General features: G+C 71.3%; 20 protein-coding genes. 7 read left to right on the top strand and 13 right to left on the bottom strand.

All coding sequences use genetic code 11. From position 1 onward, the window contains the following. The first annotated feature begins 7 nt into the window (after positions 1-7). On the top strand, positions 8-394 hold the full coding sequence (locus ACGFNV_RS09610; protein WP_393620845.1) for an STAS domain-containing protein: 387 nt from the start codon (positions 8-10) through the stop codon (positions 392-394). Here ACGFNV_RS09610 and ACGFNV_RS09605 read toward each other — a convergent pair. The 3 genes from ACGFNV_RS09605 to ACGFNV_RS09595 form a co-directional block, all read right to left on the bottom strand. Next, a complete protein-coding gene (locus ACGFNV_RS09605; RefSeq protein ID WP_393620843.1) occupies positions 278-1294 on the bottom strand; it encodes a sigma-70 family RNA polymerase sigma factor in 1017 nt (338 codons plus the stop codon). The two genes, ACGFNV_RS09610 and ACGFNV_RS09605, sit on opposite strands and share 117 nt — an antisense overlap. Positions 1295-1400: 106 nt before the next feature. Beyond that, on the bottom strand, positions 1401-2543 hold the full coding sequence (gene dnaN / locus ACGFNV_RS09600) for a DNA polymerase III subunit beta (protein WP_393620841.1): 1143 nt from the start codon (positions 2541-2543) through the stop codon (positions 1401-1403). A 98-nt stretch (positions 2544-2641) separates the two neighbouring features. Further along, positions 2642-3916: an MFS transporter gene (locus ACGFNV_RS09595; RefSeq protein ID WP_393620839.1), complete on the bottom strand. Its 1275-nt coding sequence runs from the start codon at positions 3914-3916 to the stop codon at positions 2642-2644. A gap of 63 nt (positions 3917-3979) precedes the next feature. Here ACGFNV_RS09595 and ACGFNV_RS09590 point away from each other — a divergent pair, with 63 nt between their 5' ends. Next, positions 3980-4933 carry a LysR family transcriptional regulator gene (locus ACGFNV_RS09590; protein WP_393620838.1) on the top strand — a complete coding sequence of 318 codons (954 nt, stop codon included), beginning with the start codon at positions 3980-3982 and terminating at the stop codon, positions 4931-4933. Positions 4934-4947: 14 nt separating this feature from the next. Here ACGFNV_RS09590 and ACGFNV_RS09585 read toward each other — a convergent pair whose 3' ends face one another. After that, positions 4948-5709: an alpha/beta hydrolase gene (locus ACGFNV_RS09585; RefSeq protein ID WP_393620836.1), complete on the bottom strand. Its 762-nt coding sequence runs from the start codon at positions 5707-5709 to the stop codon at positions 4948-4950. Positions 5710-5822: 113 nt separating this feature from the next. Between ACGFNV_RS09585 and ACGFNV_RS09580 the strand changes: the two genes are divergently transcribed. Both ACGFNV_RS09580 and ACGFNV_RS09575 read left to right on the top strand, forming a co-directional pair. Continuing rightward, positions 5823-6986, top strand: coding sequence for an adenosine deaminase (locus ACGFNV_RS09580; RefSeq protein WP_393620835.1), 1164 nt, complete (start codon positions 5823-5825; stop codon positions 6984-6986). 138 nt (positions 6987-7124) lie between these two features. After that, positions 7125-7481 carry an ATP-binding protein gene (locus ACGFNV_RS09575; RefSeq protein WP_393620834.1) on the top strand — a complete coding sequence of 119 codons (357 nt, stop codon included), beginning with the start codon at positions 7125-7127 and terminating at the stop codon, positions 7479-7481. Positions 7482-7556: 75 nt separating this feature from the next. Here ACGFNV_RS09575 and ACGFNV_RS09570 read toward each other — a convergent pair whose 3' ends face one another. The 5 genes from ACGFNV_RS09570 to afsQ1 all read right to left on the bottom strand — a co-directional run bounded on the left by ACGFNV_RS09570 (position 7557) and on the right by afsQ1 (position 11504). Further along, the gene (locus ACGFNV_RS09570) at positions 7557-7760 is read right to left on the bottom strand and encodes a PspC domain-containing protein (RefSeq protein WP_133927460.1); all 204 of its coding nucleotides are present in this window, start codon (positions 7758-7760) and stop codon (positions 7557-7559) included. 113 nt (positions 7761-7873) lie between these two features. After that, positions 7874-8425 carry a VanZ family protein gene (locus ACGFNV_RS09565; RefSeq protein ID WP_393620833.1) on the bottom strand — a complete coding sequence of 184 codons (552 nt, stop codon included), beginning with the start codon at positions 8423-8425 and terminating at the stop codon, positions 7874-7876. A 207-nt stretch (positions 8426-8632) separates the two neighbouring features. Next, positions 8633-9247 carry a hypothetical protein gene (locus ACGFNV_RS09560; protein ID WP_393621479.1) on the bottom strand — a complete coding sequence of 205 codons (615 nt, stop codon included), beginning with the start codon at positions 9245-9247 and terminating at the stop codon, positions 8633-8635. A gap of 26 nt (positions 9248-9273) precedes the next feature. Beyond that, on the bottom strand, positions 9274-10830 hold the full coding sequence (locus tag ACGFNV_RS09555) for a sensor histidine kinase (RefSeq protein ID WP_393620831.1): 1557 nt from the start codon (positions 10828-10830) through the stop codon (positions 9274-9276). Then, positions 10827-11504 carry a two-component system response regulator AfsQ1 gene (afsQ1, locus tag ACGFNV_RS09550; RefSeq protein ID WP_037683450.1) on the bottom strand — a complete coding sequence of 226 codons (678 nt, stop codon included), beginning with the start codon at positions 11502-11504 and terminating at the stop codon, positions 10827-10829. The genes ACGFNV_RS09555 and afsQ1 overlap by 4 nt, the downstream gene beginning before the upstream one ends. 233 nt (positions 11505-11737) lie before the next feature. Here afsQ1 and ACGFNV_RS09545 point away from each other — a divergent pair, with 233 nt between their 5' ends. Continuing rightward, the gene (locus ACGFNV_RS09545) at positions 11738-12484 is read left to right on the top strand and encodes a SigE family RNA polymerase sigma factor (RefSeq protein WP_133927456.1); all 747 of its coding nucleotides are present in this window, start codon (positions 11738-11740) and stop codon (positions 12482-12484) included. Between the two features lie 166 nt (positions 12485-12650). Here the strand turns inward: ACGFNV_RS09545 and ACGFNV_RS09540 are convergent, their stop codons facing one another. Continuing rightward, positions 12651-13286 (bottom strand): uridine kinase, encoded by a 636-nt coding sequence (locus tag ACGFNV_RS09540; protein WP_393620830.1) that lies wholly within the window; start codon positions 13284-13286, stop codon positions 12651-12653. Between the two features lie 128 nt (positions 13287-13414). Between ACGFNV_RS09540 and ACGFNV_RS09535 the strand changes: the two genes are divergently transcribed. Further along, complete coding sequence (locus tag ACGFNV_RS09535; protein ID WP_393620828.1) at positions 13415-13813, top strand: hypothetical protein; 399 nt, start codon at positions 13415-13417, stop codon at positions 13811-13813. 93 nt (positions 13814-13906) lie between these two features. On the opposite strand, the gene ACGFNV_RS09530 is transcribed toward ACGFNV_RS09535, so the two are convergent. Genes ACGFNV_RS09530 through deoC form a run of 3 tightly spaced genes read right to left on the bottom strand, consistent with a single transcriptional unit; the run spans position 13907 to position 17188 of the window. Beyond that, a complete protein-coding gene (locus ACGFNV_RS09530) occupies positions 13907-14791 on the bottom strand; it encodes an aldehyde dehydrogenase family protein (protein WP_393620826.1) in 885 nt (294 codons plus the stop codon). Next, positions 14784-16220 (bottom strand): aldehyde dehydrogenase family protein, encoded by a 1437-nt coding sequence (locus ACGFNV_RS09525; RefSeq protein WP_393620824.1) that lies wholly within the window; start codon positions 16218-16220, stop codon positions 14784-14786. Before ACGFNV_RS09525 ends, ACGFNV_RS09530 begins: the two co-directional genes overlap by 8 nt. A gap of 5 nt (positions 16221-16225) precedes the next feature. Further along, on the bottom strand, positions 16226-17188 hold the full coding sequence (gene deoC, locus ACGFNV_RS09520; RefSeq protein ID WP_393621477.1) for a deoxyribose-phosphate aldolase: 963 nt from the start codon (positions 17186-17188) through the stop codon (positions 16226-16228). 148 nt (positions 17189-17336) lie between these two features. Here deoC and ACGFNV_RS09515 point away from each other — a divergent pair, with 148 nt between their 5' ends. Further along, entirely contained in the window at positions 17337-18044 is a 708-nt protein-coding gene (locus ACGFNV_RS09515) for a PH domain-containing protein (RefSeq protein WP_393620823.1), read from the top strand. The last annotated feature ends 86 nt before the right edge of the window (positions 18045-18130 follow it).

Raw genomic sequence — 18130 nt, 5'->3', positions numbered from 1 at the left:
GTCCCCGATGAATTGTGGCCCCCCACCCGGTCTACCGATCGTGGATGCCACAACACCGCCCGTACTCGTACTCGCAGGCCCCGTCACCCGAGAGGAGGTGACGCGGCTGAGCGATGGCGTGCGGGCGCTCATGGCGGACACCGGCGCCAGAGTCGTCGTATGCGATGTCGGAGGGCTCGGACCACCGGGCCTCGGAGTCGTCGATCTGCTCGCCCGGCTTCAGCTCACCGCGCGGCGATCCGGGGGACGGATACGACTGCGCGACCCCGACCCGGGGCTACACGCTCTCCTCGACCTTGTCGGGCTTCGCTTCGAGGTGGAGGGGGAGGTCGAAGAGCGGGAACCAGCGCTGGGTGTCGAGAAAGCAGTGGAACCCGGTGATCCGGCCGTCTGAGAGCTCGAGGACCTGCACCGCCCAGGCGGTGAAGCCGCCCGTCTCCTCGTCGGGCTTGTACTGGGCGAAGCCCGGGAGGCCATTGACCTGCACGGGCACCAGATGGGAGCCCGCGCAGGCGGCGCCGAGCGTCGTCATGAAGCCGGTGATGTCGTCGGTGCCGCGCAGCCACAGGTCGAACGGCGGCATCGTCATGACGGCGTCCTCGTGCAGGAGGGCGGTCAGGGCTGTCATGTCGTACCCCTCGAACGCCGCCACATAGCGCTCCAGGAGTCTCTGCTGCTCCTCGTCCAGCGGGTCCGAGACCGCCCCCTCGGGCCCCTGGCCGTCCCGCTCGGCGAGGGTCGCCCGGGCCCGCTGCAACGCGCTGTTGACCGACGCGACCGACGTACCGAGCAGCTCGGCCACCTCGCTCGCCTTCCACGCCAGCACCTCGCGCAGGATCAGCACCGCCCGCTGCTTCGGCGGCAGCTGCTGCAGCGCCGCCATGAAGGCCAGCCGGACCGACTCCTTGGCGACGGCCGCCTCGGCCGGGTCCTCCACGGTCGGCAGCACTCGGGTGTCCGGCATCGGCTCCAGCCAGGTGTGGTCGGGGCGCGGGGAGAGGGCCGCCTGGGCGAGCGGGGTGGACTCGCTGAGGTCCATCGGCCGGGCGCGCTTGTTGCCCGCCGTGAGCATGTCCAGGCACACGTTCGTCGCGATGCGGTAGAGCCAGGAGCGGAGGCTGGAGCGGCCCTCGAACTTCTCGTAGCTCTTCCAGGCGCGGACCATCGTGTCCTGCACCGCGTCCTCGGCCTCGAAGGAGGAACCGAGCATGCGGTAGCAGTACCCGGTCAGTTCGACCCGGTACTTCTCCAGTCGCAGATCGATGTCCGTCGGTGTCGCCGTGCTGTTGCTCATCGTCCACCCACCCCTGTGGCCGTTCTGTCACACCCTTGTGCGCCCAGTACCTCGGAAGCTACCGCACCCCACTGACAATGGCCCCCGGAGCGCGCGAAAGCCCAGGTCAGACCAGTTGCCGCACGGACATGAGCAGATGCCGGTGCACCCCGTCCGAGACCCCGTCCGCCGAGACCGATTCCAGCAGCGCCCGCTGCCCCGCCCCCAGCAGCTCCAGCCGCAGCCGGGGCGCCTCGAAGGAGTTCAGCGCGTCCAGCAGATACGCCGGATTGAACGCCACGGTCGCCTCCTCGGCACCGCTCAGCGCCGCGGGCAGCCGCTGTGCCGCCACGTCGTCGCGGTACCCGGCGCGCAGCAGCACCGACCCCGAGCCGGGCCCGCCCGAGAAGTCCAGCCGCACCGGACTGTTCGCCTCCGCCACCACCGCGACCCGCCGCACCGCGTCCCGCAGCTCCTGGCACCCCACCTCGGCGACCGCGGCCCCCGCCGTGTCGAACAGCGAACCGTATGCGGGCAGCCGCCCGTCCAACTGCCGTACGACACTGCGCATCCCACCGCCCTCGAACCCGACCAGCCCACCGCCCGCCGTGGCGTCCAGCCCGATCCGCACGTCACCGCACCGCGCCAGCGACCGCGCCACGTCCAGCAGCCGCCGTGCCGGCAACAGCGCCTCCACCTCCCCGTCGGCCGCTCCCGCCTCCGGCTTCCACTCCAGCCGCCGTACCGCGTACCGGTAGCGGTCCGAGGCGGCCAGCGTCATCGCGTCCCCGGCCAGCCGCAGCTGGACGCCGGTGAGCACGGGAAGCGTGTCGTCACGGCCCGCCGCCACGGCGACCTGTCCCACGGCGGCCGCGAAGGCGGCGGCGTCCACGGTGCCGTACACCCCGGGCGGTGTCGGCGGTGTCGGATACTCCTCGCGCGGCAGCGTCGACAGCCCGAACCGCGTGCCGCCCGCCTCCACCGTGAACCGCGTGCCCTCCAGGGCACAGCTCACCGGCCCGTCCGGCAGCACCTTGCAGATGTCCAGCAGCCTGCGCCCCAGCACGAGCACCGCACCGTCCGCCGCCACCTCCGCGTCGGTGTCGATGCGTGCCGCCGTCTCGAAATCGAACCCGGAGACGCTCAGCCGGCCCGCCGTCGCCTCCAGCAGCAGCCCGCCCAGCACCGGCACGGGCGTACGGGCGGGCAGCGCGCGTGCCGCACATCCGACCGCCTCGGCGAGGACGCCGCGCTCGACCCGGAACTCCATGAACGAACCCCCTGCTCGCACCGGTTGACCCGTGGACGCTAACCGCGCCCACTGACAACCGGCCCCGAGCAGGGGGAACGTACTTGCTTACGAAGGGCTCAGGCGGGCAGCGGCCGGCGCCGCTCCACCCGTGCCGCCCGCGAACCGAACACCGTGATCGTCACGACCCCGAGGACCGCCAGCACACCGACACCGACCGTCCCGGCCCAGCCGCCCGCGTGGAAGGCGATCGCGCCGACCGTGCTGCCCGCGCTGGAGCCGACGTAGTACGCCGACTGGTAGAGCGCCGAGGCCTGCGCGCGGCCGGTCGTGGCCGTCTTGCTGACCGCCGAGGACGCCACCGCGTGGCCCGCGAAGAAGCCCGCCGTGATCAGGACCAGGCCCAGCAGGACCAGCGGCAGGGAGTCGGCCAGCGAGAGCAGCAGGCCCGTCGCCGTAGTCCCGCCGCCCAGGTACAGCGCGCCCCGGCGGCCGAAGCGGCCCACCAGCCGGCCGGCGGTCGACGCCGACAGCGTGCCCACCAGGTACACCAGGAAGATCGAGCCGACGATGCCCTGCGGCAGGGAGAACGGCGCCTCCGTCAGGCGGTAGCCGATGACCGTGTACACACCGCCGAAGACCGTCATGAACAGCGCGCCGATCGCGTACAGCCGGCGCAGCAGCGGGTTCGCCAGGTGGTCGCGGACCGTACGGGCCAGGACCCGCGGCCGCAGCGAGCCCGGCGTGAAGTGCTTCGGCGCCGGGAGCAGCAGCCGGAACGCCACCGCGCAGGCCACCGCGAGTACGCCGATCACCCCGACGGCGACCCGCCAGCCCCACTCCTGCGCGACCCACCCGGTGATGACCCGGCCGCTCATGCCGCCGACGCTGTTGCCCGCGACGAACAGGCCGATCGCCGTGATCAGCGCCTTCGGCCGCACCTCCTCCGCGAGGTAGGCGGTCGCCGACGCCGGCAGACCGGCCAGCGCGGCGCCCTGGAGCGCCCGCAGCACGATCAGGACACCCAGCGACGGAGCGAAGGGGACCAACAGCCCCACGCCGACCGCGACCGCCAGCGAGGCCGTCATCACCGCGCGCCGCCCGAACCGCTCCGACAGCGCGCTCATCGGCAGGACGAACACCGCCAGACCGCCCGTCGCGGCCGCCACCGTCCAGCTCGCCTCGCTCGCCGCGACCCCGAACTCGCCGGAGATCAACGGCAGCAGGGCCTGGGTGGAGTACAGCAGCGCGAAGGTCGCGACCCCGGCGAGGAAGAGCGCGAAACTCATCCGGCGGTAGCCGGGCCCGCCAGGGGCCATACGGGAGTCGGTGACGGCGGGAACGGAAGCGGTGGCGCCCACGACGGTGGACGCCCCGGTATCGGCGGGAGTCATGCTTCGACGGTACGGACGGCCGCGATCATCCGTCCAATGCATGGAATCGGCATAATCGTTCCCATGGAGCATCAACCGAGGTCGCGGCAGCGCCTGTCACGAGACAGTGACACAGAAGACATGACGATGACGCTCGCGCCGCGTCTCGCCTACTTCGCCGGAGTCGCCCGCACCGAGCACGTCACGCGCGCCGCCCAGGAGATGAACGTCCCCCAGTCCACTCTCTCCCGCGCGATGGTCCGCCTCGAACAGGACCTGGGCGTCGACCTGTTCGCCCGCCACGGCCGTACGGTCTCCCTGACCCCCGCCGGCCGCACCTTCCTCGCCTCCGTCGAACGCGCCCTCGCCGAGGTCGAGCGCGCCGCCGAGGAGGTCCGCGCCGACGCCGACCCCGCCACCGGCAAGGTCGCGTTCGGCTTCCTGCACACCATGGGCGCCGAAACCGTCCCCGGTCTCCTGCACGCCTTCCGCGCGGACCACCCCCGCGTCCGCTTCAGCCTCGTTCAGAACTACGGCGAGGCCATGATCGAACGCCTCCGCGCCGGCGAACTCGACCTCTGCCTCACCTCGCCCGTCCCCGACGCCCCCGACCTGGTCGCCCGCCGCCTCGACGAACAGAAACTCCGCCTGGTCGTCCCCGCCGACCACCGCCTCGCCGCCCGCCGCCGCATCCGCCTCTCCGAGGCCGCCGACGAAACCTTCGTCACCCTCGAACCCGGCTACGGCCTCCGCCGCATCACCGACGACCTCTGCCGAGACGCCGGTTTCACCCCTCGAATCGCCTTCGAGGGCGAGGAGGCGGAGACACTGAGGGGCCTGGTGGCGGCGGGCCTGGGCGTGGCCCTCCTGCCGCCGCCCGCCGTGCCCCGCCCGGGGGTGGCGGAACTGACGGTCACGGGCCAACGGGCGGTGAGAGAAATCGGCGTGGCATGGCTGGCGGGCCGCCCGGACACACCGCCGGTGGCAGCATTCAAGAGTTTTCTGCTGTCGAGAAGGGGCCAACTGCTTCCCACCTGAGCGCCCCTATGGCCCTACCGCTTCACCGACTTCCCGAATCCGGAAGCCAACGGCATCCGCAACCCCAGAGGCGGCGGAGCGGCAAGCGCATCCTCGACAGGCCGCGAAAACGAACGCCCGAACAAACACCCGAGCACAAAGTCCGCGGCCAGCGCATGCACCTCATCCCGGTACTGCTGCAACCCGTGCCCGTCGGAATGCACCTCGAACCGACACACCTCCCGGTTCGCCTTCTTCGCCCGCGCCGCCAACCGGAACGACAACTCCGGATCGCTGCGCTCGTCATTCGTGCCGTGCACGATCAACACCCGCCGCCCCACCAACTGCTTCACCGGTTCGGGTGCCACCGCCATATCCTCATCCGGCAGCCAGGGAGCAATCGCCAGCACGGAGTTGACGGCGTCGTGCCCGCCCGCGCGCAACGCGGCCCGTCCCCCCATCCCGAGGCCCACGAGGCAGACCGGCACATCTCCGTACCGCCGTACGACCTCGTCCGCGGCCCACGCCGCGTCCCGCGCCAGATGCGCCTCGCTCCCGTTCCACCCGCGGTAGCGGTAGTGCACGACATGAGAGGCCAACCCCTCCTCCCGCCCCCGCAGGGACAGGCGGCGCCCGAGCGCGCGGACGGACGCGGCCGCGAACATCGGGGACGGCCTGCGATCGGAGACCTCGTCGCCGCCGGGGAGCAGCAGCGCCACCCCGCTCACCGCCGTCGGCTCCGGCCCGATCGCCTTGCCCAGCCGGGCCGTTCGGGCCGGCGTCGCTTGCTGTGCCATGACAGAACAGTGTCAGAAGTGCCGGTGTACGCCACTAGTACGTGCGGTCACCGTTACGTATCGACGGATTCGTACAACGAGCCATCTACGCGCGTAGGCGTTACAGTGCGAAAATGACGAGCCAGACTGACCGGACGGGAACCACCCCGAGCTCGGACCAGATCCGCCGGGCGCCCAAGGTTCTGCTGCACGACCACCTCGACGGCGGGCTGCGTCCCGCCACGATCGTCGACCTCGCCCGGGAGACCGGGTACTCCCACCTCCCCGAGAACGATCCCGCCGCGCTCGGCGTCTGGTTCCGCGAGGCGGCCGACTCGGGCTCCCTGGAGCGGTATCTGGAGACCTTCTCGCACACGGTCGGCGTCATGCAGACCCGGGACGCGCTCGTCCGGGTCGCCGCCGAGTGCGCCGAGGACCTCGCCGCGGACGGCGTCGTCTACGCCGAGGTGCGCTACGCCCCCGAGCAGCACCTGGAAGCGGGGCTGCGCCTCGAAGAGGTCGTCGAGGCCGTCAACGAGGGCTTCCGGGAGGGCGAGCGGCGAGCCAGGGAGAACGGCCACCGCATCCGCGTCGGCGCCCTGCTCACCGCGATGCGGCACGCCGCCCGCGCCCTGGAGATCGCCGAACTCGCCAACCGCTACCGCGACCTCGGTGTCGTCGGCTTCGACATCGCGGGCGCGGAGGCCGGCTACCCGCCCACCCGGCACCTCGACGCCTTCGAGTACCTCAAGCGCGAGAACAACCACTTCACGATCCACGCCGGTGAGGCGTTCGGGCTTCCCTCCATCTGGCAGGCCCTCCAGTGGTGCGGCGCCGACCGGCTCGGGCACGGGGTGCGGATCATCGACGACATCCAGGTCCACGAGGACGGCTCGGTGAAGCTCGGCCGGCTCGCCAGCTATGTCCGGGACAAGCGCGTCCCGCTGGAGCTGTGTCCCAGCTCCAACCTCCAGACGGGTGCGGCGGCCTCGTACGCCGAGCACCCGATCGGACTGCTGCGCAGGCTCCACTTCCGGGCGACCGTGAACACGGACAACCGGCTCATGTCCGGGACGAGCATGAGCCAGGAATTCGAGCACCTTGTCGACGTATTCGGTTACACGCTCGACGACATCCAGTGGTTCTCCGTCAATGCGATGAAATCAGCGTTCATTCCTTTCGATGAACGACTGGCGATGATCAATGACGTGATCAAGCCTGGATATGCGGAACTGAAGTCCGAATGGCTGTTCCAGCAGACCGCTTCCACCAGCGGTTCTGTGGGTTCGGAGGGCTGATCGGCGGATCGTGCGGGGATCGGAATGCGGAGAGGTGTTCACAATCCGTCCGCATTTCGAAGTTTGCGGTCGGCGTGGTCGCAAGTTTACGGTCCATTACCGCTCGGTTCCCCGTCATCCCATTCGAGGACGCATTTCATGAAGCAGTCTGCTGCCAAGACCCTCGGTGTCGCCGCCCTCGGTGCCGCCTTCGCCGCCGCCGGTGCCGGTGCCGCCAACGCCGCCCCGGCCGTCCCGGACGCCACCCAGGCTCTGGACGGTGTCACCAAGACGCTGCCGGCGGAGAACGTGTCCAAGGCGCTGCCGGGTGCCGGCGAATCGCTGGACCAGGGGCGGACCGCTCTCGGCACGGGCCTGACCGCCGCCCAGCCGGCCGCCCGGCAGGCCGTGGCCGACAGCCCGGCCAAGCCGGTCTCCGGGCTCCTCGGCGGCCTGCCGGTGGGCCAGGTCCTGTCCAACAACAACCTGCCGGTGAAGGGCCTCCCGCTCGGCTGAGCCGCACCCGCACACGCCGTTGGGGCGCTCCCGTCAGCATCGGGAGCGCCCCAGCGGCGTTCAGGTACGGCGGATTCACCAGGCCGTGCGGGCTGCCTTGTCCTCCGAGGGCAGCAGGATCCACAGGGCGATGTAGAGCAGGAACTGCGGTCCCGGCAGCAGGCAGGACACCAGGAAGATCACCCGCATCGTCGTCGCGGAGGTGCCGAAGCGCCGCGCCAGCGCTGCGCACACTCCGCCGATCATGCGGCCGTGGGTCGGGCGGGCAAGGGCGGTCATCTGCGGCTCCTTCGTGTGTGACCCGGACGGCCCCGAGGCTTGGTCGAGGCTGCCGGGTCGGTCGCCTCATCGTGTTTTCAACGGTACGGCGACGAAGGGGACGAAGCGTCGCTCTACGGGGCGATCCCGACCCTGGGAATCGTCGGGGTCATACCCTGAGCCGCGTCGTCCTGCCGGACCACCGCCTGCTCGTGCCGCTCCGCCCTGCGGCGCAGTCGGCGGCGGGCCGCGGGAACGACCGCGAGGTGGGCGAGGGCCACGCCCACCGTGTTCAGCAGCACCGAGTCGACGTCCACGACCTGTCCGGGCACCCCGGTCTGCAACAGTTCGATGCCCAGTGACAGCAGGGCACCCACGGTGACCGTACGGACCAGGGACGACAGGGGCGAGACCGCGACCCTGCCGTGCGCCAGGGGCAGCAGCACGCCCAGCGGCGCGAGCAGCGCGAGCCCCTCACCGATGCGCCGGGCCGCCTCTGGCCAGCCGAGCGCCAGATCGGCGCGGATGCCGGCGAAGGGATGCAGGTTGGCCTGCACCACCCAAGGGACGTCGAGCGGCCGCAGCGTCAACCAGGCGACGAACACGAGGTGTGCGACCAGGAGGACACCCCCTGTCACACGGATGCGGATCGCGGCGCTGCCGCCGATGGAGCCTTGACGCTGCACGCCCCCCAAGACGCGCCCCCCGGCACTTCCGGTTCCGGCGCGGCTGTTTTTGGGGCTCGGTTCGCCTCCGACGCGCCCCTTCGGCTCACTCGCCTGACAGCCGAGGGGGCCGAGAGGCGGGCGGCTTTCGACGGCGGCCGGAGCGGGACGGTCGCCGTCCGGGCTCTCAGGGCGCCCCCGTCCCCTTGCCCGGCCGGGACGGCGTCCTCAGCTCTCCGTGACCGTCGAGGACGGTGGCTCCTTGGTGCCGGGGCGGGAGCGGACCTCGTCGGTGCACTCGTAGCGGAGCAGGGGGTCGGCGCCTGGGCCGCCGAGGATGACGGAGCCGTCGCCCTCCGCGGCCGCCGAGTCGGAGAACGTGCAGACGATCTGCGCGAGGGCGTAGGAGGTGAGGTCGCCGGGCGGGGTGCTCAGCCGCAGCGTGTCCTTCGGGTCCTTGGGCCGGGGCCCGCCCACCGACATGCCGCCGCGCACGTCCGTCGTGTACCCGGCCTCCTTCTCCGCGGACGTGGGTGTCTCGGCGAGCTGGTCCAGCAGGCCCTGTGCCACCAGCACGCGCCGCTGCGTGTCCGCCGTACCGTCCGGGACGCGTACGGCACGGTCGACTGCCACCAGCGACGAGCCGCACAGCAGGAACACCCGCACGGGGACGCCGCGCGAGGACTGCGTCGAGATCTCCGGCCCGGTGAGCGAGCAGCGCGCCCGTGAGGGCGCGGCACCGAAGTCGGTCGGCACCTCCGTGGCCCTGATCCCGCACCCGCTCAGCAGCCCGGCGAGCGTCCCGGCCAGCAACGGAAGCGCGAGCGCGCGGCGCACGTTCAAGAGACGCACGTTCAAGAGACGCACCTTCACGAGGCGTCCTCCTTGTCCTTCTCGCCCTGTTCCGCCAGCTCGGAGGCGTCCCGCGGCAGCCGGAGCGTGAACACCGCACCGCCGTCCGGCGAGTTCGCGGCGGTGATCTCACCGCCGTGGATGTGGGCGTTCTCGAGGGCGATGGACAGGCCGAGGCCGCTGCCCTCGGAGCGCGGGCGGGAGGCGCTGGCCTTGTAGAAGCGGTCGAAGACGTGGGGCAGGACGTCCTCGGGGATGCCGGGGCCGTGGTCGCGCACCGCGATGACGAGCGACTCGTCCTCCAGCCGCACCGACACCCGCACCGGCGACCCGCCGTGCTTGAGGGCGTTGCCGATGAGGTTGGCGAGGATCACGTCCAGGCGGCGCGGGTCGAGCACGGAGTGGATGCCGCGCTCGGCGTCGAGCTCGACCGCGTCCAGCCAGGCACGGGCGTCGATGCAGGCGGTGATCTGGTCGGCGATGTCCACGTCGTCGAGGACCAGCCGGGCGGTGCCCGCGTCGAAGCGGGTGACCTCCATCAGGTTCTCGACCAGGGAGTTCAGCCGCCGCGTCTCGCTCACCACCAGCCGCACCGCGGGCTCGATCATCGGGTCCATGCTGCCGGCCTCGGAGTCCAGCTCCTCCTCCAGCACCTCCGTCACGGCGGTGATCGCGGTGAGCGGCGTACGCAGCTCGTGCGACATGTCCGCCACGAACCGGCGCGAGGCGTCGTCCCGGGCGGACATGTCCGCCACCCGCTTCTCCAGCGCCTCGGCCGCCAGGTTGAACGTCCGTGACAGATCGGCCAGTTCGTCCGTGCCCGACACCCTGAGCCGGGTGTCCAGCTTGCCCTCGCCGAGCCGGCGCGCGGCGATCCCCAGCCGGTGCACCGGCTTCAGTACGGTCGTGGCGGCGGCCTGCGCGAGCAGCGCGGCCCCTATCAGCGCCAGGCCGGTCGCGATCCCCAGCGACCACGCGAGCGAGTTGAGGTCCTTCGCCTCCGGCTCCAGCGACTTCAGCATGTAACCGGTCGGCCCACCGCCGATCACGCGGGTACCGGCGACCAGATACGGCGTGCCGTCGTCGACGACCCGCTGCCAGTACAGGTGGTACGGCGACTTGTTGCTGTCGCTGACGTCCTGCTTCTTGTTCACGGCGGCCCGCAGCGACCGGGGAACGGCCTCCAGCGAGAAGCCGCTCAGGCCGCCGGAGCTGCCGTAGACGGTCTTGCCGTTGGAGTCCTCGGCGACGAGGAGCACGCTGAAGTGCTGGCTGCTGTTGGCCATCTGGCCCGCGGTGTGCTGGAGCTCGTCCTGCGACGGGTGCTCGGGCAGCGCGCCCGCGCGGTTCTGCATCTCCTGCTCGAAGTCCCGCAGCACCGCGCCCTGGGTACGGGTGAGCACCGCCTCCCGGTTGAGCCAGTAGGCGATCCCGGACGCGGACACGGCGGCGGTCAGCGCCACCAGGCCGAAGACGACCACCAGCCGCAGCCGCAGACTGGTGAAGCGCAGCCGTGACAGTTTTCCCTTGCGTACCGCGGACCAGCCGCGGCCCCCCTGCTCGCCTTGTGTCACTGAGGAGTGTCCAGCCGGTAGCCCACGCCACGCACGGTACGGATCAGCGTCGGCGACGACGGCACGTCCTCGACCTTGGCGCGCAGCCGCTGCACGCACGCGTCGACGAGGCGCGAGTCACCGAGGTAGTCGTGCTCCCACACCAGCCGCAGCAACTGCTGCCGCGACAGCGCCTGACCGGGACGCCGGCTCAGCTCCAGGAGCAGCCGCAGCTCGGTCGGCGTGAGCTGGAGGTCCTCGCCGTTCTTCGTCACCGTCATCGCCGCCCGGTCGATGACCAGGCTGCCGAACGACGCCGCGTCGTTGGACTCCCGCTCGCCGCGCCGCAGCACCGCCCGGATCCGGGCGTCGAGCACCCGGCCCTGGACGGGCTTGACCACGTAGTCGTCGGCACCGGACTCCAGACCGACGACCACGTCGATGTCGTCGCTGCGCGCGGTCAGCAGGATGATCGGCAGCTGGTCCGTGCGCCGGATGCGCCGGCACACCTCGAAACCGTCGATGCCGGGCAGCATCACGTCCAGCACGATCAGATCCGGCCGCTGCTCACGCAACAGCTTCAGACCGTCCTCACCGCTCGCAGCGGTCGCCACACGGTGCCCCTGGCGCGTCAGTGAGAGCTCCAGGGCCGTACGGATGGCGTCGTCGTCCTCGATCAGCAACAGGGAAGGCACGGGCTCATTCTGGCCCATGGCAGGCCGGGGTAGCGACACCTGTACGGCTACGTGCCCGTACCGCTCTTCTCTGTCACCGGACTGTGCGGACCCTGGGAGCCGCGACGGACGGCGACCCCTGTGACAGCTCTGTGACAGTCGGCGGACACGGCGATGAAGTGACCCCGGCAACATTTTCGGCACAGGCAAGGAAGCAAGGCGAAAGACCGGAAGTCCACGACGGGGGGCGCGAGATGAACACGCTGCACGGCATCAGCACCAGGGCAGTCGTCACTCGCCTCCACGACGTGAACGGGGGCCGGGGGTCCGAGAAGTCCGGTGCTGTGAGCGGGCGGGGGTGCGCTCGCGGCACCGGGCGTCAGCACACCGCGTACATGACGGTGGTTGACGCACAGACGGGGGAGGCGGCTCACGGGGGAGCCGCGTACAGGGAGGACACGGGGGAGCGTCGTTCGCTGTCGGAGGCGGAGTTCACCGCCTACGTCCAGGAGCGCCGCGCCTCCCTGTACGCCACCGCCTACCACCTGACCGGCGACCGCTTCGAGGCCGAGGACCTGCTGCAGAGCGCGCTGTTCTCGACGTACAAGGCGTGGGACCGGATCAGTGACAAGGCCGCGGTCGGCGGATACCTCCGCCGGACGATGACCAACCTGCACATCAGCGCGTGGCGCCGCCGCAAGCTGAACGAGTACCCGACCGAGGAGCTGCCGGAGACGCCCGGCGACACGGACGCGATGCGCGGCACCGAACTGCGCGCGGTCCTGTGGCAGGCGCTGGCTCGGCTGCCCGAACTCCAGCGCACCATGCTGGTCCTGCGCTACTACGAGGGCCGCACGGACCCGGAGATCGCGGAGATCCTCGACATCAGTGTCGGCACGGTGAAGTCCAGCATCTGGCGGTCGCTCCGCCGGCTGCGCGAGGACGAGGTCCTCAGCTTCGGCCGTGACGAGGAGAACGCCTTCGGCGAGCTCGTCGCCTGAGGCTGGGGGAACACGGGGGAGCAACAAAAAGCGGGGGACCCACGGGGGACAGTGGGGAAGCACGGGGGACACGGGGGAATCACGGGGGAAAGGAAGCGGGACTGGAGGGCCGGGGGGTCCGTCCAGTCCCGCTTTTCGTGTGCGCGACCTCTTCGGGCCGGCTCGCTCAGGCCGCCGTGCGCGTCTGCGCGGAGCGCCCCGCCGCCGCGGCCGCCAGGCGGCCCATCGCCTCGTCCCGGTCGCAGGCGTACGCGCCCAGTGCCGTCTGGCGGGCCACGATGGAACGCTCGGCGCGCATCAGGCGCCAGCCGCGCCGCAGCAGGAACGGCACCGACTTGCGGCCCTCCTTCAGGTCCCGCAGGAAGCGTCGCCGGAAGGTCGTCACCGGGCCGCGGCTCAGGCACAGCGCGTCGGCGAGGACACCCAGTTCACGGCAGCGGTTCACGATCTCGGCGGCGAAGATGCCCTCCGCGATGAACAACGGGGTCCGCCCGATGTCCACGGCGTCCTCACCGGTGCGGGCGCTCAACGAGATGTCGTACACGGGGACGTTCGTACGGCCGCTGCGGCACAGCTCCACGATCGCGGCGATCGCCGTGTCCGCGTCCCAGGAGTCGGGGTGGTCCCAGTCGATGTCGGAACTGCCCAGCACCAGCGGCAGTGTGGGGTCGTCGCCCTCCTTGTAGAAGTCGTCGAGCCGCAGCACCGGGAGGCCGGAGCGGACCGCGAGAAGGGACTTGCCGGAGCCCGAGGGGCCGCAGAGCAGCACGACGCGCGCGGATATGGGCGGATGGGAACTCACGGGACACCAGTGTGAGGCATGGACGCCACCCCGGCGACACCGCGGGTCCGCTTTGAAGCCCGCATCACACCTCAACTACCCTTCGTGTCGATCCCCTTACCTTCCGCAGTAGAAAGTGGGCGCCGCGCATGGCCCGACACGCTTCCCCCAGGACCCCGACCGGCCGCCGTGCCCTGGCCGCCCTCGCGACGGCGGGAGTGGCGCTGGGCGTGGGCGCGGCGACCGCGGCCGCAGCCGAGGCGCCGGTCCCGGTCGGCTCGGAGCCCACCTCGATCGGCGAGCTCGACCCCCAGGCCGGCACGCAGGCCGTGTCCGACTCGGTCGGCCACGTCACGGGCTCGGCCACGGGCGTCAGGCCCAACCCGCTCGCGGGCACCGGCGCCGATCCCCTCGACAACGGCGTCGGCACCCAGGTCGCCGACTTCCAGCCGCTGGACTCCCGGGCCGTGACGAGGCCGGTGGCGCAGGCCGAGTCGATCGGGGCGCTTCCGGTGGTGGGGCAGGTGACGGGGCCGCTGGGCGGCTGACCCGCGCGCACGGGAAGCAGGCCGCGCCCCTCCGGACGGGGAGGGGTGCGGCCTGCTCGTTCTTGGCAGGGGCCTGCTGGGCGGGAGCCGCCGTCAGTACGACGAGCCCGAGGCGCCCAGCGACCCCGTCGGGTGCCAGACCGTCTTCGTCTCCAGGAAGGCCGTCATGCGGTCGATGCCCGGAGTCGCGGCGTAATCCACAGGCTGTGGACGCAGGACGCGCTTCAGGTTGTCCGCGGCCGCGATCTCCAGTTCCTTCGCCAGTACCTCGTCGGCGCCCGCGAGGTCGATCGCGTTGACGTCCTGGTGCGCGGCGAGCGGCGTCGCGATCTCCGCCGTACGGCCGGACAGGACGTTGACGACACCGCCGGGGACGTCGGAGGTGGCGAGCACCTCGCCCAGGGAGAGGGCGGGGAGCGGGGACTTCTCGGAGGCCACCACGACCGCCGTGTTGCCGGTGGCGATCACCGGGGCGAGCACCGAGACCAGGCCCAGGAAGGACGACTCCTGGGGGGCCACGACGGCCACGACGCCGGTCGGCTCGGGGGAGGAGAGGTTGAAGTACGGGCCGGCGACCGGGTTGGCGCCGCCGATCACCTGGGCGATCTTGTCGGTCCAGCCCGCGTACCAGACCCAGCGGTCGATGGTCGCGTCCACCTGCTCGGCGGCCTTCGACTTCGACAGGCCCTCGGCGTCGGCCACCTCGTGGACGAACTGCGCCCTGCGGCCCTCCAGCATCTCCGCGACGCGGTACAGGATCTGGCCCCGGTTGTACGCCGTCGCGCCGGACCAGCCGCCGAACGCCTTGCGGGCGGCCACGACCGCGTCACGGGCGTCCTTGCGGGAGGAGAGCGGCGCGTTCGCCAGCCACTTGCCCTTTGCGTCGGTCACCTCGTACACCCGGCCGCTCTCGGAACGCGGGAACTTCCCGCCGACGTACAGCTTGTAGGTCTTCAGGACGTTGAGCCGATCAGACATCGAGGTACGCCTCCAGGCCGTGGCGGCCGCCCTCGCGGCCGAAGCCCGACTCCTTGTAGCCGCCGAACGGCGAGGTCGGGTCGAACTTGTTGAACGTGTTGGACCAGACGACACCCGCGCGGAGCTTGTTCGCGACGGCGAGGATCCTCGACCCCTTCTCGGTCCAGATGCCCGCCGAGAGGCCGTACTGGGTGTTGTTGGCCTTGGCGACCGCCTCGTCCGGCGTACGGAAGGTCAGCACCGACAGGACGGGGCCGAAGATCTCGTCGCGGGCGATGGTGTGCGCCTGGGTGACGTTGGTGAAGAGCGTCGGGGCGAACCAGTATCCGGCGGAGGGGAGTTCGCAGGCCGGGGACCAGCGCTCGGCGCCCTCCGCCTCGCCCTGCTCGACGAGCGAGGTGATGCGGGTGAGCTGTTCCTCGGAGTTGATCGCGCCGATGTCGGTGTTCTTGTCGAGGGGGTCACCGAGGCGGAGGGTGGACAGGCGGCGCTTCAGCGACTCCAGCAGCTCGTCCTGGATCGACTCCTGGACCAGCAGCCGGGAGCCCGCGCAGCAGACCTGGCCCTGGTTGAAGAAGATGCCGTTGACGATGCCCTCGACGGCCTGGTCGATCGGGGCGTCGTCGAAGACGATGTTCGCGCCCTTGCCACCCAGTTCGAGGGTGAGCTTCTTGCGGGTGCCCGCGACCGTGCGGGCGATCTCCTTGCCGACGGCCGTGGAGCCGGTGAAGGCGACCTTGTTCACGTCCGGGTGCGCGACGAGCGCGGCGCCCGCGTCGCCGTAGCCGGGGAGGATGTTGACGACGCCCTTGGGCAGGCCCGCCTGGCGGCAGACGTCCGCGAAGAACAGGGCCGAGAGGGGGGTCGTCTCGGCGGGCTTGAGGACGACCGTGTTGCCGGTGGCCAGCGCCGGGGCGATCTTCCACGCCAGCATCAGCAGCGGGAAGTTCCAGGGGATGACCTGGCCGGCCACGCCCAGCGGACGCGGGTTCGCGCCGAAGCCTGCGTGGTCGAGCTTGTCGGCCCAGCCCGCGTAGTAGAAGAAGTGCGCGGCGACCAGGGGGAGGTCGGCGTCGCGGGTCTCCTTGATGGGCTTGCCGTTGTCCAGGGTCTCGAGGACGGCGAGCTCGCGGCTGCGCTCCTGGATGATCCGGGCGATGCGGAACAGGTACTTGGCACGCTCGGCGCCGGGCAGCGCCGACCACTTCTCGAAGGCCCTGCGGGCCGCCTTCACGGCACGGTCGACGTCCTCCGCGCCGGCCTGGGCGATCTCGGAGAGGACCTCCTCGCTCGACGGGGAGACGGTCTTGAAGACCTTGCCGTCGGCCGCCTCCGTGAACTCGCCGTCGATGAAGAGGCCGTAGGAGGGGGCGATGTCGACGATCGAGCGGGACTCGGGCGCCGGTGCGTACTCGAATGCGGAAGCCATGTAGATCAGTCCACCGTCACGTAGTCGGGGCCGGAGTAGCGGCCGGTGGCCAGCTTCTGGCGCTGCATCAGCAGGTCGTTCAGGAGCGAGGAGGCGCCGAAGCGGAACCAGTGGTTGTCCAGCCAGTCCTCGCCGACGGTCTCGTTGACCAGGACGAGGAACTTGATCGCGTCCTTGCTGGTACGGATGCCGCCGGCGGGCTTCACCCCGACCTGTACCCCGGTCTGGGCGCGGAAGTCGCGGACGGCCTCCAGCATCAGGAGCGTGTTCGCGGGGGTGGCGTTCACCGCCACCTTGCCGGTCGACGTCTTGATGAAGTCGGCCCCGGCCAGCATGCCGAGCCAGCTGGCGCGGCGGATGTTGTCGTACGTCGAGAGCTCGCCGGTCTCGAAGATGACCTTCAGGCGAGCGCTCGAGCCACAGGCCTCCCGCACGGCGACGATCTCGTCGTAGACCTTCGCGTACCTGCCCGCGAGGAACGCCCCGCGGTCGATGACCATGTCGATCTCGTCGGCGCCGGCGGCGACCGCGTCGCGCACGTCGGACAGCTTCACATCGAGGGCGGCTCGGCCCGCCGGGAAGGCGGTGGCGACGGAGGCGACCTTCACGCTCGAACCCGCGACGGCCTCCTTGGCGGCGGCCACCATGTCGGGATAGACGCAGACCGCGGCCGTGGCGGGGGAGGTGCGGTCGGTCGGGTCGGGGTGGACGGCCTTGGCGCCGAGCGCCCGGACCTTGCCCGGGGTGTCCGCGCCTTCCAGCGTCGTCAGGTCGACCATCGAGATGGCGAGGTCGATGGCGTACGCCTTGGCGGTCGTCTTGATGGAACGGGTGCCGAGCGAGGCGGCGCGCGCCTCCAGGCCGACCGCGTCGACGCCGGGCAGCCCGTGGAGGAAGCGGCGCAGTGAGCTGTCGGACGCGGTGACGTCCGCCAGAGCGTTTGCTGCGGTGGGTGCATTGGTGGGCATGGTCACCAGACGAGCATATCTACGCGCGTAGCGGCTGTACAGCCCCGGGTGCTCGTTCCACGCTGTGCGACCGCACATGAGCGCCGCCGTGCCACCGCTGTGGCACCACTCATGAGCGCCCTCCACCCCGTCGTGCAGAATCGGGACCATGACGACCCCCGACGACCAGTCTCCCGCGCCGCAGCCCCCTGTGCCCGTGTCCAAGGACCGGATCTACCGGTCGCCCGCGGGCATCGCCGGTGGCGTCCTGCTGCTCGCCATCGTGGGCTGGCTCGGCATCGACGCGCTCGTCGCGGGACGCGACCGGACGCCGTGGCTGGCCCTCGCCACGATGATCCTCGTCCTGCCGCTGGTGGTCGCCTTCACCCTGCGGCCCGCCGTCTTCGCCGGCGAGGACCGGCTGCGCGTCCGCAACCCGTTCCGCGTCATCGTGCTGCCCTGGGGGCAGGTCGCCGGGCTCCGCTCCGGCTACTCCAACGAGGTCGTCGCCAAGTCCGGGACCAAGTACCAGCTGTGGGCCATCCCCGTCTCGCTGCGGGCCCGCAAGAAGGCGGCGCGGAACCAGGCGCGAGCCGCGGCGGAGGCGGGCGGTGGGGGCCGCTCGGCCCGGGGCTTCGGCGGCGGTATCGGCGGTGGCCCGGGCGGCTTCTCGGGCGGTGGGCACGCGGGACGCGTCTCGGCCGCGCCGACGCGGGCCGAGACCGACAAGGTCATGGACGACCTGCGGGAACTCTGGGAGGCGCGCGAGAAGGAAGGGTCCGCGCAGGGCGAGGTGACGGTTCGGTGGGCGTGGGAGATCGCGGGGCCCGCGGTGGCCGGGGCGCTGTTGTTGGTGATTTTGCTGGCGGTTGGGTGACTTCTTCTCCACGGCGGCCGACAGTCGCGCCGTGATGGAGCGCGCCCGCGTGGCGGAACGCAGAACGGCACGCCGAGCGCTGGGCT

The sequence above is a fragment of the Streptomyces sp. NPDC048751 genome, from assembly GCF_043198595.1.
GTDB lineage: Bacteria > Actinomycetota > Actinomycetes > Streptomycetales > Streptomycetaceae > Streptomyces.
This window is presented reverse-complemented; position numbering and strand designations above follow the sequence as displayed.

Coding starts and splice junctions, on each gene's coding strand:
- ACGFNV_RS09610 (WP_393620845.1), top strand. CDS start 8: ATGAATTGTGGCCCCCCACCCGGTCTACCGATCGTGGATGCCACAACA.
- ACGFNV_RS09605 (WP_393620843.1), bottom strand. CDS start 1,294: ATGAGCAACAGCACGGCGACACCGACGGACATCGATCTGCGACTGGAG.
- dnaN (WP_393620841.1), bottom strand. CDS start 2,543: ATGGAGTTCCGGGTCGAGCGCGGCGTCCTCGCCGAGGCGGTCGGATGT.
- ACGFNV_RS09595 (WP_393620839.1), bottom strand. CDS start 3,916: ATGACTCCCGCCGATACCGGGGCGTCCACCGTCGTGGGCGCCACCGCT.
- ACGFNV_RS09590 (WP_393620838.1), top strand. CDS start 3,980: ATGGAGCATCAACCGAGGTCGCGGCAGCGCCTGTCACGAGACAGTGAC.
- ACGFNV_RS09585 (WP_393620836.1), bottom strand. CDS start 5,709: ATGGCACAGCAAGCGACGCCGGCCCGAACGGCCCGGCTGGGCAAGGCG.
- ACGFNV_RS09580 (WP_393620835.1), top strand. CDS start 5,823: ATGACGAGCCAGACTGACCGGACGGGAACCACCCCGAGCTCGGACCAG.
- ACGFNV_RS09575 (WP_393620834.1), top strand. CDS start 7,125: ATGAAGCAGTCTGCTGCCAAGACCCTCGGTGTCGCCGCCCTCGGTGCC.
- ACGFNV_RS09570 (WP_133927460.1), bottom strand. CDS start 7,760: ATGACCGCCCTTGCCCGCCCGACCCACGGCCGCATGATCGGCGGAGTG.
- ACGFNV_RS09545 (WP_133927456.1), top strand. CDS start 11,738: ATGAACACGCTGCACGGCATCAGCACCAGGGCAGTCGTCACTCGCCTC.
- ACGFNV_RS09535 (WP_393620828.1), top strand. CDS start 13,415: ATGGCCCGACACGCTTCCCCCAGGACCCCGACCGGCCGCCGTGCCCTG.
- ACGFNV_RS09530 (WP_393620826.1), bottom strand. CDS start 14,791: ATGTCTGATCGGCTCAACGTCCTGAAGACCTACAAGCTGTACGTCGGC.
- ACGFNV_RS09525 (WP_393620824.1), bottom strand. CDS start 16,220: ATGGCTTCCGCATTCGAGTACGCACCGGCGCCCGAGTCCCGCTCGATC.
- deoC (WP_393621477.1), bottom strand. CDS start 17,188: ATGCCCACCAATGCACCCACCGCAGCAAACGCTCTGGCGGACGTCACC.
- ACGFNV_RS09515 (WP_393620823.1), top strand. CDS start 17,337: ATGACGACCCCCGACGACCAGTCTCCCGCGCCGCAGCCCCCTGTGCCC.